7 protein-coding genes are annotated in these 14,918 nt (G+C 41.6%); 1 reads left to right on the top strand and 6 read right to left on the bottom strand.

Translation table 11 applies throughout. The annotated features are described in order from the left end of the window. Nucleotides 1-44: 44 nt before the first annotated feature. From BC751_RS10170 to BC751_RS10145, 6 genes are all read right to left on the bottom strand, one after another. Nucleotides 45-1,151: an acyltransferase family protein gene (locus BC751_RS10170; protein WP_130275434.1), complete on the bottom strand. Its 1,107-nt coding sequence runs from the start codon at nt 1,149-1,151 to the stop codon at nt 45-47. Nucleotides 1,152-1,159: 8 nt separating this feature from the next. Further along, nucleotides 1,160-2,575: a DUF1593 domain-containing protein gene (locus BC751_RS10165; RefSeq protein WP_130275433.1), complete on the bottom strand. Its 1,416-nt coding sequence runs from the start codon at nt 2,573-2,575 to the stop codon at nt 1,160-1,162. 164 nt (nt 2,576-2,739) lie between these two features. Further along, the gene (locus BC751_RS10160; protein WP_130275432.1) at nt 2,740-4,518 is read right to left on the bottom strand and encodes a patatin-like phospholipase family protein; all 1,779 of its coding nucleotides are present in this window, start codon (nt 4,516-4,518) and stop codon (nt 2,740-2,742) included. Nucleotides 4,519-4,684: 166 nt separating this feature from the next. Then, on the bottom strand, nt 4,685-7,906 hold the full coding sequence (locus BC751_RS22370; RefSeq protein WP_242617431.1) for an ATP-binding protein: 3,222 nt from the start codon (nt 7,904-7,906) through the stop codon (nt 4,685-4,687). Between the two features lie 16 nt (nt 7,907-7,922). After that, nucleotides 7,923-11,135, bottom strand: coding sequence for a sensor histidine kinase (locus tag BC751_RS22365; RefSeq protein WP_130275430.1), 3,213 nt, complete (start codon nt 11,133-11,135; stop codon nt 7,923-7,925). A 309-nt stretch (nt 11,136-11,444) separates the two neighbouring features. Further along, on the bottom strand, nt 11,445-14,111 hold the full coding sequence (locus tag BC751_RS10145; RefSeq protein ID WP_130275429.1) for an alpha-L-rhamnosidase N-terminal domain-containing protein: 2,667 nt from the start codon (nt 14,109-14,111) through the stop codon (nt 11,445-11,447). A gap of 353 nt (nt 14,112-14,464) precedes the next feature. On the opposite strand from BC751_RS10145, the gene BC751_RS10140 reads away from it, so the two are divergent. Next, a complete protein-coding gene (locus tag BC751_RS10140) occupies nt 14,465-14,827 on the top strand; it encodes a HEPN domain-containing protein (RefSeq protein WP_130275428.1) in 363 nt (120 codons plus the stop codon). The last annotated feature ends 91 nt before the right edge of the window (nt 14,828-14,918 follow it).

Below are 14,918 nucleotides of genomic sequence, written 5' to 3'. Positions count from 1 at the left end.
TAATTCCATCAAATCACTTATTTTCTTGCCAACTCAAAATCCTTTCAAATTTTGAAAAATATCTTTTTCTTATAGAGAAAATAGCACAAATACCACATGGCCCCTAAGGTCAGCAATGCCGTAACTATGGCCAAAACCAGTTCTGAAATCCCTAATGGCTTTAAAAACCCAAAACTGAAAATTTTAATAAAACCAAATAACCATCGGTGACCAAGTACCTCAGCAAACAAATAGATAAAAATTGGATTCATCCCAACAATCACAAAAGCCCAAGCCCAAGACTGTTGCTTTTTCATATCCACCAACCAATAAAAAAAGGCCAAGGCAATCAAAGCCCATCCCCCTGATGCCATTACAAATGAACTGGTACTGATTCTTTTAATGATGGGGGTTATTTCTAAATAATCGAGTCCATAACCTAAAATCAAACCAATAATACCAGCTATTGACAAAATTTTAATTTTCTCAACATCATTTCTTTTGGAAAGGAGCAAATTACCGCACAATGCACCCCAGATAGTATGGGCAGCGGTAGGAATACAGTTGATGGCTACCCAACCGCCACCATTAATTTTCCCCATCAAGAACATATCGGTATAGGATCCAAAATTTTCGCCCATGACAAATGGTGATGCCGGAGCATAAACCCTGTAAAGCAACTCAGTAAGAATCAAGAGACCAAAGGAAATCCCAAGCTGGACCTTGATAGAATACCTCATCAAAAAATAAGTCACTAAAATCGTAAATGAGAGTTGGGTCAACACGTTCCATAATTCAAAAACCAATTTCTGGCTATAGACACAATGGAGTCCGGTACCAAAAAGGAAAAGTAACAGGCAACGTCTCAATATGTGCTGAGTTACTTTAGAACTTTTGCCCTCCATGGCCAGTCTTTTGTTAAGGGAAAAAGGCATGGCTACCCCGACAATAAACATGAAAAATGGCTGAATAAGGTCCCAAAACCGTAATCCATTCCATGGATGATGGGTAAACTGGGTAAAAACAGCATGTGCAAAACTATCGGAAGGAAAAGCATCCAATAAAGTTTGATAGACCCAAGCTGCTTCTGCAATTAATAAAAACATGGTCAGACCCCGGTAGGCATCCAGGGAGACCAAACGTTGGGATGGTTCAAGTGATTGGTTCGACATATTGGCGGTTAGGGATGGGTCAAGATAATTCTTCTGTAACTGAATAGACTGGGAGTACCGCTGTCCTCTACTTCCAAAATTAGATGTAACTCCTGCCCTGAACCTAATTGGGGCATTTGAAAGACAAGCTCCTCTCCAAAAGGATTATGGAATTCAAGGTTTCCGTTAAAATTACCTGCCTCTTTGTATACCCACCACCTAAATCTCAATTGATCCCCATCAGGGTCAAATGTTCCTTTGGCAGAAAGCCTGACAAAATCTCCCGCTTTTACTTTGCCAGTGGCCAATGCTTTCCCTTCATTGCCGTTGAGCAGGATAATGGGATTGTGGTTGGCTTCTCTGTATGTACCTGCTATGTTCCAGTCCATCCTGGCTGCAAAATCATGTTGATAAGCCTTTCTCCAACGCCAGATAGTAGCCTGATTGGATGCCTCCACTCTGCCATTAGGTAAAAGTACTTCATCTTGGGTATGCACAGAAGAAGTCCATATTTTATCTGCCTCTCCAAAGGACTTGTAATGCTCATACCTACCTGCCCAGCCTCCCCAAGCGGGACTTTTGTACCAGGCAAGCCCATTTTGGATCAAACCAATAAAGGAAGGGGTATCCCCCTCCATGATGTATTCGGACGGCAAATAATTTGCACCTAAAGGTCCATGGTTATCTCTTATGTTTTCCATCAGCCAGGGATTATCTACCAGTTCAAAATAGTAAAATGGTCCATTTTTATACCATTTATCCCCTGCTATTCCGGTCCATGTAGCCTTATAATATTCCCTCCAGTTATCCCCTGCACTGGCATCCACGATATAAAAGATTCCCGGAAAATTCTGCCTGATCCAAGGGCCGGCAAAATCCTGATCGGAAATGGCGTATACCTTTATTTTATCTACAAATTTCCTGACATCCGCCTCAGATCTGGTGTTTTTGACTTTCCATAATGCCTGGGCCAGACAATTAGCCCCGCCCCAAACAGAAATCCAAAGGGGCCTGTCATCCGCCTTATCCACTGCTTTGATCAACAATTCTGAGCCCGGAGAATCCTTCCCTTCCCCTACTCCTTCCATACTGTATAGTGGCAAATGTTCTTTGGTAATGCTCAACAAATATTCCATGGAAGGAAACCCTTCTGCATGTACCTCCAGGTTTGCATATATCTTGCCATAGTTTCTGATCAATTCCTCGATTTTATCTTTCCTTGTCTGATTCCTAAGGTGCGTGGAGGTAGTTGCTACTATTCCTTCCACATCGTATTCATTGGAATAAACAAGAAAACGGACCAGGGACTGTTGGTCATCAGGTTCATTGGTGATATCAGTAAGCACAAAGACCCGTTGTTTGACAGGCTCTTCAAAAGTCAGATGTGTTTGGGCTAGGATGATCTGGGAAAAAAGGAATAAAACAGGGAGTATAAACTTTTTCATAACGATAATGAATCGGGAAAGAAGTTACGAGCACTGCTTCAAGGTAATCAATAGGATGAATAACTCAAAGACGGAGATTATGAAAGATGATGGAAACCAAACAGATATTCTGTTCAATTTTTTAAAAGCCAGCAAAGATTTTATCTGAAAACAATGCCTTTTGGTTACCAAAACCTCTTTTCTTCTGGAAAATTCTCCAAGGCAGTTTTCATCTGATCATATCCCTTCTGTACAATTTCTTTCCAGCGGGTATCATCCAGCATCCCAATTCCCTTTAAGTCCAATTCCAGGTATAATTCGACCCCTGATTTAGTCATTTCCTGCTTTTGCCTGCTGTTTAAAGTAAGCGAATTGACCAAAATGGAGGAAATCCCAGGGATCCGGAATTTCTTCTTTCCTGTTATCTTGCTTAAAAGGAGCTTAGATGCAGAAGGGGTCTCGTCAAAATCAACAGGTTGTGACCTGAGCTGTGTCAGAGAAATGGCAATGATATGCTGAACAGGATAATTGTACATGGTCTCTATTGGAAGATTATCTACAACTCCTCCGTCCACATGAAGCTGCTTATCAATGACTACAGGAGGATAAATCCCAGGTATGGCGATACTGGCTTCTATCTGTTTCCATGCCAAACCTCTTTCATGAACCTTCGCAGAAGCGTTGGAGTAATTGGTAGAAACACAATAACTGCCCACCCAAAAATCTTCCAAATGGGCATTCCCCATCATCTTTTTCAGGTAGTTTGTCATTTTTCTACCGGACATGATAGAGATCAAGGGTATAGTGTAATCATTTTTTGTCAACTTGCTACTTGCCGAATCATGACTGTAAAAGTCGATCATTTTCCGGTCAAAGTCACAGAAAGAGGCCGTAAGTCCATAAAGAGCCCCAGCGCTGGTTCCCCCTAAAAAGTCAATTTCAACCCCATTGTCATAAAGGGCTTTAATCACCCCAAAATGGGCAAAACCCTTAGCTCCTCCCCCTCCAAGCACAAGGCCAATAGCCTTATTGGAAAGAATCCTGGCAAACCTCCTGATGTCAGGCCCATGGTTCTTTCGGTAATGAATATGCAGGTCAATCTTTCTGTCTTCAAACCAACGCCGTGTATTCTCCGGAAACTTAGCCTCCTCGGGGTGAAGCAGGAGCAAATAGATTTTTTTATTGAGGATGTTCTGTGAATATAAGTCCAGATGACGTTCTATCTCATGAATCTTACTGTCCGCATAAAAATCAGAAGCCAAAACTACCAAATCGGCATAAATAATACACCTGCGTGACCAGTCAAGATCTTCATCGTTACAGATCAAAAAATTCAGTCCCCCATGTTGCTCCAATGCATCATATACTTGCTGCAATTCCATTTCGGCATGGGAATCATGGTCCAAAATCTGGATACTGACATTCAAAGATTCAAACTGGACTTTGATTGCATCGGTATATCCAGCAATATCATTTTCTGATTGCAGATTTATAACCGCAATGTTTTTAGCAGGGGCCTCTAAGTGCTGCTGAAGCACATTCCTACGGAGCCTGTTTACCACAAAGCGGGTCAGTTTTGTAGAAAAAGCAGGAAATTTGGCCACTATCTCCAGGTATTCGTTTTCTTTCAGTTCCAATACGACAGATTTACGAATGGCCACCACACTGGCAGACCTTGGTTCGCCCATAAACAATGCAAATGCACCAATAGGCTCGCCTTCTCCTATATCCCCTAAGGCATGCAGGTGTCCATCTGACTGTGTGGCCAAAGCCCTAAATCTTCCTGAAAGAACGATATAAATTGAATTGTCAAGATCTCCTTGGTGGAATAAAAAACTTCCTGTATCCAGCTCTATAGCTTTGCCTTTTTCCAGAATTTGGGTCAATACTTCATCATCAAGTTCTCCTAATAGCTTGACTAAGATGGCACGGCTGTGGGGGTTGTGGTTAATGTTTGGGTCCAAGATTCTACTGTTTAATTAATTCTGTAACTTAAAGAATAATCCCCTCTATATCAATAAGGATTTCAATCCGGTATCCTATTTTATTATTATAGTCAAGCCATTTACTTGTCATGGCTAGGTAGACTTTGTTTTCATAAAGACTCTTCATAGAAGGTTGAGAAAATATTCAATCCAAAGGAAGGATGATAACAAACTGGGCAAACTGACCTGGGATGGATTCTACTTCCAAAGTTCCTCCATGTGCCTTCACGATATCATAGCTCAAACTCAAACCCAAACCTGTTCCTTGTCCGGTAGGCTTAGTGGTGAAGAATGGCTGAAAGATTTTGGATTTGATGGATTCAGGTATTCCATCTCCATTATCCCTAACTGAGATTTCAATAGCATCTTTTAATTTCTTGGTTTTTACGGTCACCAAAGGTTTAAATGATCCTTCTCCCTGCTCCTGCGATTTCTTCCGTTTTTGGTTGACTGCATAAAATGCATTGTTGATCAAATTCAAAAGCACCCTGCCCATATCCTGAGGCATCACTTCCAATTTGGGAAGTTTAGGATCCAGTTCAGCTTTAAAATCAGCCTGGAAGGATTTATCTTTAGCCCTTAGACCATGGTAGGACAAGCGCAGGTATTCATCTGCCAGGGCATTGAGGTCGGTAAGCTCTTTATTACCTGATCCCGTGCGACTGTGCTGCAGCATGCCTTTGACAATGGATTCGGCCCGTTTTCCATGATGTTTTATTTTCTCTAAATTCTGCTTTATATCCTCCAAAATCTCATCTTCCTCAGTCTTAAGTCTTGTCTCTTGATTCTTGTGTCTCAATTCTTGGATCTCTTCAATTAATTCTTCGCTGACCTCCGAAAAATTATTCACAAAATTCAAAGGATTTTGGATCTCATGGGCAATTCCCGCAGTCAATTCTCCGAGAGAAGCCATTTTTTCGGATTGGATCAGCTGGGCCTGGGTGGATTTGAGCTCTTCAAGTGATTTTTCCAGTTCGGCAGTTCGTTCATTAACCCTTTCCTCCAAAAGGAGGTTTTCAGCTTTGAGCTTTCGAGAGCGCCATTTTACGATGCCTGTAATTGCAGCACCAATGAGCAAGGCATAAAGAATATAAGCCCACCAAGTGGCATACCATGGAGGCAAGACCACAAAAGAATAGGTGGCCTCTTCACTGATTCTTCCCGTGTGGGCCATTGCCCGTACATGGAAGGTGTACGTGCCGGGAGAAAGGTTAGTGTACTCCTTGAATCGGTTGTCATTCCAGTCTACCCAATCCGGATCGAATCCTTCAAGGTAGGTCTGATACTTGGTTTTCTTTTCGTCTTCGAAGTAAGGTGCCGCAAACTCAAAGCGGTAGGAGTCTTCTTTTCTTTCAACAGGGGCTAGACCTTTGTTTCTACCATAAAAAGGCAAAGGAATCGTGTCGGTCTTGGTTTCAATCCTTCGGATCAATGTGAAGAATTCTTTATCTGTCTGATTGTCCTTTTTGGGATCGTACCGTATTAGTCCTTTAGGCGATCCAAACCACATAATGCTGTCCTCGTCTATAAAATCTACTTGCGATAAATACGGGGCTATGGAATTGAGTCTTTCATCTTTGACAAATTTCCCTTCAGTATTCCGTTTGAGGATAAACTTCTTTTTATCTGTTGATTCAAACCAAAGAATCCCTGATTTTACCATGTTGAAGTCGTAAAGATCCTTTTCCAATAAACTAAAGTCTTCTGTGTATTCAAATTTCCCATCCTCAGGTGAATACTTCTGCATGCCCTGACGGGAAGTCATATAAAACTCTCCATCAATCATGGAAAAAGAAGCCGAAGGGTCTACCTCAAAAACAGTCGGTTTGATGATCTGATTTCCTATGGATTCCACCCCATTTGCCTCTATTTCCAGTACATATAGCTTTCCTTGACCATTTGTAAAGATTTTTCCATCTTTTCCTTCAGTAAAATTGTTTGAAATTGGGCCTATTCCCGGAACTTTTCCCCTTAATTCCCAAGGAAATTGTTTGGAAAGGCCCCTTTCGTAGAGTAGTATTCCAGAGTGGGTTCCAATCAAAAGAATACTGGGGTAATCTTTTGGGATAATTGCAGAGATTGGGCGAATTCCGTCTTTTGGAAAATCCAAACGAATGGCTTTACCATCCCGAATTACCTGCAAACTTAGTCCAGGAACAATCAAATCTTCCCCATCACCCAACAATTCAACAATTTCTCTATTCTCATTTTGCAAGCCTGATTTGAATTCCCTTTCGATCGCATCAAATTTGATCAAACCAGTATTGGTCCCTAAATAGAGTTCATCCCCTTTTTTTTCGATGGAACGAACTGCTGAGTTGATCCCCAAGTCTTTTCCAAAACTAAGAATCGGAGAATCTATAGCTATCCTGGCCATACCGTCCTCCATTGTTACCCAAAGCCCATTGTTTTTTTCAAGGTAAACACCTGTTACTACATCCGAATTTAAGCCTTGGTCAGATCCTATCCTTTTGAGTATTTCCCCTTTGGGATTCATGATCACTACCCCCCCACCTAAGAAGCTGAGGACATAGTTTCCCTTATGGGGTATAGCATCGTAAAGTTGATTTCCTTCTTTGATCAGTAGGTCTACTTCGGTGGGAAACTTTGTGAAAACTCCTTTTTCCAAAAAGTAAAACCCAGTGTTTGGTCCTCCAACAAGTATAGCATTACCGCCTTCTTCTGGATAAATAACCATAACACGTACAGCTTCTTTTTCAAAAATAAATTCTGTACCCGGGATCAACTTTAATTCATCACCCTCCAACAGAAATAAGCCTCGTTCAACTTGACAGACATAAAATTGATTTCCAACGAGGAAACTCTTAAGAAAACGTGTTTCTGACTGCCAAGATTTTAGGGATTTTAAAGCGAAATCTTCCCCCAATTCCAACCTGATGATGTAATTCGGACTTCTAAGTAGTATAAATTCTTCCAAAAAGAATATTTCAAAGATTACTTGGCCTGATTTAAGTTCTTCAGGAATTAGGTGAAGGAGTGAAACTGCCCTCGCTTCACCTTTTTCGTCAACTTCTAGATAACCAAAATCAAGGCCCGCATAAAAAATTCTTCCCTTGCTATCCTTTGCCAGACTTCTAATGGTTACATAATTCCTAATGTTAAAAATAGACCGCCAGGAAACCCCGTCATATTCATAAAGTCCACCTGTCGTTCCAAAATACATCAGTCCAGCCTCGCTCTGTATGGCAGCCCAGACTTGAGGGAATCCCCCATACTCCTCGGTGGTATAAGTGGTGACAGGAAGTCTTCCTACCTTTTCATAGATGGACTGGGCCAAGATGGATCTAGGCAAGAAGATCCACAGGAAAATGCAAAAGAGCGAAAATATGGTTTTGGTGGTATGCATAGTCATTGTTTAAAATTCAAATCGGTAAGCTTATATTAAATATGGTTCCTAGTCCTTCTTGGGATTCAACACTAATCTCCCCTCCATGCGCCTTCACGATATCATAACTCAGACTTAATCCCAATCCTGTGCCCTGACCTGTAGGCTTGGTGGTGAAGAAAGGCTGGAAGATTTTGGATTTGATGGATTCCGGTATTCCATCTCCATTGTCCGTAATTGTAATTTCTATGGCACCTTTTAATTTTTTGGTCTTTACGGTTACCAAAGGTTTAAATGATCCTTCTCCATGCTCCTGCGATTTCTTCCGTTTTTGGTTTACTGTGTAGAAGGCATTGTTGATCAGGTTCAAAAATACCCGGCCGATATCCTGTGGCATCACTTCTAACTTGGGCACATTGGGATCTAGGTCAACTTTAAAGTCCGATTGGAATGATTTGTCCTTGGCTCTCAATCCATGATAAGACAATCTTAGGTACTCATCTGCCAGGGCATTGAGGTCTGTAAGCTCCTTTTTCCCTGATCCAGTCCGGCTGTGCTGCAACATGCCTTTGACTATGGATTCGGCCCGCTTTCCATGATGGTTGATCTTTTCAGAATTTTCCACTATATCTCCCAATATATTTTTGGCCTCATCTAAATTTCCTTTTCCAAGTTCTTCTTTGGCCTCCAAAACCAATTCTTTGTTCAACTCAGAAAAATTATTGACAAAATTCAGCGGGTTCTGGATCTCATGAGCGATACCTGCTGTGAGTTCACCGAGAGAAGCCATTTTTTCGGATTGGATCAGTTGGGCTTGGGTGGATTTGAGCTCTTCAAGTGATTTTTCCAGTTCGGCAGTTCGTTCATTAACCCTTTCCTCCAAAAGGAGGTTTTCAGCTTTGAGCTTTCGAGAGCGCCATTTTACGATGCCTGTAATTGCAGCACCAATGAGCAAGGCATAAAGAATATAAGCCCACCAAGTGGCATACCATGGAGGCAAGACCACAAAAGAATAGGTTGCTTCTTCACTGATTCTTCCCGTATGGGCCATTGCCCTTACATGAAAGATGTAAGTCCCAGGTGAGAGATTTGTATACTCCTTGAAGCGGTTGTCATTCCAATCTACCCAATCCAGATCAAAGCCTTCCAGATAGGTTTGGTATTTGGTTTTTTTCTCCTCTTCAAAATAGGGAGCCGCAAACTCAAAGCGGTAGGAATTCTCTTTTCGTTCTACAGCTGGCACATCCTTTTTTCTACCGTAAAAAGGAAGGGGAATCGTATCGGTCTTGGTTTCTATCCTTCGGATCAATGTGAAGAATACTTTATCTGTCTGATTGTCCTTTTTCGGATCGTAGCGTATCAGTCCTTTGGGAGTACCAAACCATAGAATACTGTCCTCGTCAATATAGTCCTCGAAGGACAAATAGGGAGCTAGGGAATTGGGCTTTTCGTCTTTGAGAAATTTCCCTTCTGCATTACGCTTGAGGATATGTTTCTTTTTGTCAAATGATTCATACCAGATTACTCCGGATTTGTGTTGATAAAAATCAATCAAATCCTTTTCCACTAAGCTAAAGTCATCAGTGGGCACAAATTTCCCTTCCTTGGAAGAATATTTCTGCATGCCATCCGAAGAAGTTTTATAAAACTCCCCATCCACCAAGGAAAAACTATCTTCATACATATTGGATTCAAAAGAAGCAACTTTTATTTTCGTCGGATCTCCTTTTTCAAGACCGATTTCACCTGTAGTTAAACTATATATTTTTCCTAGACTTAAAGTAAAAATGGTTCCATCCTTGTCTTCAAAAAAGTAGCTTGAAAAAGATTCAATACCAGGAACATTTCCCTTATACTCCCAAGGAAAATCTTTTGAAAGCCCCCTCTGATAAACCATAACCCCATTTGTCGCAGTGACTAACAGGAGATTGGGGTTGTTTTTTGAAATAAAAAGTGAACGTGCATAATTACCTTCTTTACCTGTATAAAATCCAATGGCCTTCCCATTCCGGATTACCTCCAAAGAACCTCCATTCGTAACTATTAAATCTTCCCCATCGGTCCATAAATCGGAAATAGTAAAATTACCAATTCGGGGGACTTGTTTGAATTGCTTATCTGAAGGCTCAAATTTCAGCAGCCCAGTGTTGGTTCCCAAGTAAAGTTTTTCACCCTGTTTCTCGATAGACCTGACGGCTGAATTGATCCCCAAGTCCTTTCCAAAGGTTTGTATAGGAGAATTGATCCCGATCCTTGCCATTCCATCTTCAGTCAGGGCCCATAGGCCTTCATTTTGGTCTAGGTAAACATTTATCACTACATTCGAAGGTAGGTTTTGGTCAGATCCCATCCTTTTAAGGATTTCTCCTTTGGGGTTCATTATCACAATGCCCGCTCCATGGAAGGTGAGGATATAGTTTTCCTGAAAGGTTATGGCAGATCTAAGCTGATTCTCTTTTATCAATTGATCCACCTCGGTTGGAAACTTGGTTAAAACACTTCCTTCTAAAAGATAAAAACCAGCCATTGCTCCACCCAAAAGTAGAGATGTGCCTTTATCGCCAAGATAAGGAAGTATGACTGAAAGAAGGACCTTTCCAAAGATTTCCGTATTTGGAATCAACTTTATGTCCTCTCCCTCCAACCGGTAAAGCCCCCTTTCAGCTTGCTGCACATACAATTGATTTTCCACTAAGAAGCTCATACCAAATCGTGTTTCTGCCTGCCAGGATTTCAATGACTTCAGTGTCAAATCCTCATGCAGCTCCAACCTGATGAGCTGATGATTCCTGGTTCTAAGCAGGATAAATCCATTCAAATAATGAATTTCCCAAGCAGGAAAGTTTGAACGAAGCTCCTCCGGGATCAGATGAAGCAGGGAAACGGCCCTAGTTTCTCCGCTTGGGTCAGCTTCCAAGTAGCCGAAATCCCCGCCTGAATAGAATATGCGGCCTTTGGCATCTTTTGCAAAGCTTGTGATTTCGTAAACTTCTTTGCTTTTAAACAGTGAGCGCCATGAGACTCCATCATATTCATGTAATCCCTGATTAGTACCAAAATACATCAGCCCATCCTTACTTTGGATTGCCGAAACTACCACAGGATGTCCGCCATACTCCTCGGTGGAATAAGCTGTTACCGGAAGCCTTCCGACCTGCTCGTAGATGGATTGGGCAAATAGGATGGATGGCACATAAATCCAACAGGTAAGGAAAAGAAAAAGAAAGGTTTTATGCAGTTGATGGGCCATAGTGTTAAATGTTAAACTAAGATTTTTTAATCTAAAATTTTAATCGCCCTGAAATACATCGCAGAGGACAAAAAAGCTGATCTTATTCCCCTACTCCTGAACCTAAAGAACCACCTGTGTTGAGGACTATAAGTTGTGTTGGACGGGTATATTTAAGCGTCCGGATGGTAGTCAGTTATTTTAATTAAAAACGCAGTTGAGTAAAGATGCTGGATAAAAATGAAAATTTTCATGAGACCGGGTTTAAAAGGAGAATATTTTACTTGAACCACATCAATTTAAGTAATCTTCTGAAAATCTTCAAATTATTCACACAAACATTAAGTCAATCTCCCAAAATCTTCCTCCTTCCAACAAAAAAGTAACCAAACCCTTATCCGGAGAACCAATTTCTCTGGCTCCCTTTGGCAATTTTTCTTTTTGGGGTAAAATCAGTTGGACCTGCACTCCCAATGGAAGCTTTAACCTTAACTTCCTTTTTCCTTTTTTTCCCCTGCACTCAAATTCCAAGGGACCTTGGCAAGTATGGTAAGTCAGTTGTAACCTTTCCAATGTTGCCATTTGGGGTCTTACCTGTACCAAAGTGCCTCCCGGTTGCAGCACTTTAATCCCTGCAAAACACATGTATGCGGCATAAAACGGTGCTATTCCCGCATGACTCAATTGGTTCTGTGTATCTTTTTCAGCATGCCAATGTTCCTGGATGGTATTGTTTTCCCTCACAGAAAGCATAGGCAACCACCTTTGATCAAAGTCTTGGATTATCTCCTCTGTATTCCCCAAAGCAGCCAAGGTCCAATAAGGCCAAATAACATTGGCCGGATAACACCTTCCCAATCTGCTTGGCCGGGATGTCAATTCCTTTAAAACTTTCGTTTTTGCACTTTCTGGCACAAAACCTCCCAACACCCAGTGGGCCAAAGACCTTTCACAGGTTCTCATTTCGCCATCTTCTCCCATCCAGGGCAAGTTGATAATCAAAAGATTCTCACTGGGCAGAAAGAATTTTTCTTCGACTTTTTGAGCCAGTAGATATGACAGGTCAAGCATTTCTTTTTCAAGATCAAGAATACCAAATTCCCCTGCCAAAGAAGAAAGCGCCTGCTTAAGCATGGATGCCACATACAGATTATAAGCGCATTGCTTGTCCCTTGTCGCTTTGTAAGAATCCGTATCCATCCAAATGGCATTTACGCCGAGGTTATCCACGGGAAGCAGGCCATCTTCTGCAATGGAATTTTTGATCAATTGATAAAAGCGCAACAACCTTGGGAAAGCCTCCTCCAGGCCTTCTTTTTTGCCCGTATACAGATAATGATGCCAACAGTCAAAACAGAAACCAACACTATGGTCAAGCAAGACGCCCCATGGGGTCAGCTCCAACTGCCTTTGGGCCAGCCGGTTCAATCGGTCATAGGCAGGCCAACTGTCCATAAAAAAACCCTCTAAAGTCATCCCTTGGCTATAGGTATCAACAAAACGGGAAGGGAGCTGACTTTCTCCAAAACCAAAATGCAGGGCATGGACTATATGCCCAATGTCGCCGCTGTATTGCTGCCTTTCCCTCCCTACACAATCCACTATGGTTTCATGGCTGTTGTTCCTAACCGTATTGATGGAGGCACTCAGCAGTTTATTGAAACCAGCATGAGAAGATTGTACCATTGGCTGAAAAGGGAAATCATATAATCTTCGCAGTATTCCGACATCAGTAATTTTTATTGGACCTTCTGAATGGTGAATATGCAATTGTATCCACTTGACACTCTCATAATCAAATGTCATCAAGCTATTTTCACCTTCTTTGCAGATAAATCTTGTCCAGGAATTGAAATTGTTATTGATCAGGGCTGGGCCACCGTTTTTCAACAATTCATGCCCCTGCTGTACCATCAGTTCTACTACCGTACCTTCACTGCAATCCATGGAAAAATAAGGCCATCCAATTACCTGTTCCTCCAATTCGAATGAAAGCACCAGGCCCTGACTTTCTCCTTTTGGAGCTTCAAAATGCCAGGTATCGCTTTGCTCAGTAAATCCACCGATGATCTCCGCAATTTCAAAGGAATTTTCGGTCTTAAAATCAAAATATTCTTCAATACCTGTATGCCATTGAAGGACATGTGCTTCTTTCAGACGGATATCCATGACCTGCTTTTCTATAAGCATAGGAACTGATCGCTTTCTCAACTGTGTCTGCTGATTTCCCCCACTGTCATACAGGTAGTCAGAAATTGAAGAACTTAGGGCAGTTTTATTGCCATCCCTTGAAAAAACTTTGGCTTTCCTCCAAGTGCGGTCCTCCTGAAAACCAGCAGCGTTCCAACCCATTGGATAAAGCCTGTTATCGAATTCTTCCTGAAGTGCCCTCAGGTACCAGCGCTTGTACTTTCCCGCCGGCCAACTTTTTGCCTGTTGCACTGACCAATTCCCGTCACTTACTATTATTTCCTTCTCCCCATCTTCATAATGGATTTCGAGTTTGAAAATAAACCCTGCCTTGCCGGCAGGCCAGGCGCCATCACCAAACCCAAAATAAACTACAGTGGCTCCTATCACATTTTCCCCAAGCTTCAAATCCCTGGAAAAATCTACCAGATCAGCTTCTGAATATCTTGGGTCTGCAGGAGCCGGGCCAAATTGTATTCTTTCCCCATTCAAAAACAACAAATACCTTCTCTCTCCCAAAATCCAACCATGGGCAGATTGGACAGGTTTGCTAATCTGAATAACCCTCCTGAAATGAAAAAATGAATTGGGAAGTATCCGTTCTGCGGGATACCAGATCCAAGCTGCCGGAGAGAGATCCAACTCCTTTATTTTGGGAAGAAAAAATGGCTCAAACTGAAGCTTCCCTTTTTTGAATATCAGGGGTCTTACAGGCTCTGAGGCCCTCAAAACCGATGAAGGCAAAAAACCAAGTGCCCCAGCACTGGAAACAAATCCCAAAAATCCCCGTCTGCTAAGTTTATTCATTTTACCTTGTTCTCAAAAGTTTATACCAATGCATTTTTTCCGCAATAAAAGTTAGAAAAACTTTTCTGCTTTTAATACTTCTGCTATTGGATCCAGGTATTGGACCTGATCTGCATTGACTTTTGCTCATTTCCCTTTTCTCAAAAAGAGATGACCTCTGCAAGGTCAGATGGCCCTGTTTTCAACATGGTTAATTTTTAAATTTCATAATACCGGCTTTCAATTAGGCACACGCAAAACCCTCTTGATGTAAATCATGGTAAAAAATGATTTAGGTCATGATTTTTAAGTACTTATCTGGATAACTTGACCCAAAATGAAGGATTCTTTGCTCACTTTAAATATTTCCAGCCATGAATGACCTAAAATCACACTCCACACTTTCTGAAGCAGAAGAGATGTTAAATATCGCTCAGGAAGAGTTGTGCAGACCTGCAGAGGATGTGGTACACTACAATGTGTGCAAACATGCCTACAAAGCCATTGAAAAATACTTGACAGGATTTCTGATCAACCATGGGGTCCACATCCAAAATTCCACTTCTATCAAGGAACTGCTCAACCAATGCCGAAAGATAGACCCCAAATTCAATGACCTGAACCTGAATCCGCTGATGGACGAAGACCATGCAGATAAGCTGATGATCAATCTGCATACAGCTTTAGAGTTTATTAAAACTGCCAAACAAACCCGTGGACTTGTCGGCCTAAACTGATTTGAGAAACAGGCTACTGGTCCATTTTACAAAATGGCGCATTTCCTATGTCTATCCCTGTGCTGTTTTGATGTTTAAAACAGCGCTATTT

The organism is Cecembia calidifontis (assembly GCF_004216715.1).
GTDB lineage: Bacteria > Bacteroidota > Bacteroidia > Cytophagales > Cyclobacteriaceae > Cecembia_A > Cecembia_A calidifontis.
This window is presented reverse-complemented; position numbering and strand designations above follow the sequence as displayed.

Excerpts from the sequence above, each read along its gene's own strand:
- BC751_RS10165 (WP_130275433.1), bottom strand. The coding sequence starts at position 2,575 with ATGAAAAAGTTTATACTCCCTGTTTTATTCCTTTTTTCCCAGATCATC.
- BC751_RS22370 (WP_242617431.1), bottom strand. The coding sequence starts at position 7,906 with ATGCATACCACCAAAACCATATTTTCGCTCTTTTGCATTTTCCTGTGG.
- BC751_RS10140 (WP_130275428.1), top strand. The coding sequence starts at position 14,465 with ATGAATGACCTAAAATCACACTCCACACTTTCTGAAGCAGAAGAGATG.
- BC751_RS22365 (WP_130275430.1), bottom strand. The coding sequence starts at position 11,135 with ATGGCCCATCAACTGCATAAAACCTTTCTTTTTCTTTTCCTTACCTGT.
- BC751_RS10145 (WP_130275429.1), bottom strand. The coding sequence starts at position 14,111 with ATGAATAAACTTAGCAGACGGGGATTTTTGGGATTTGTTTCCAGTGCT.
- BC751_RS10170 (WP_130275434.1), bottom strand. The coding sequence starts at position 1,151 with ATGTCGAACCAATCACTTGAACCATCCCAACGTTTGGTCTCCCTGGAT.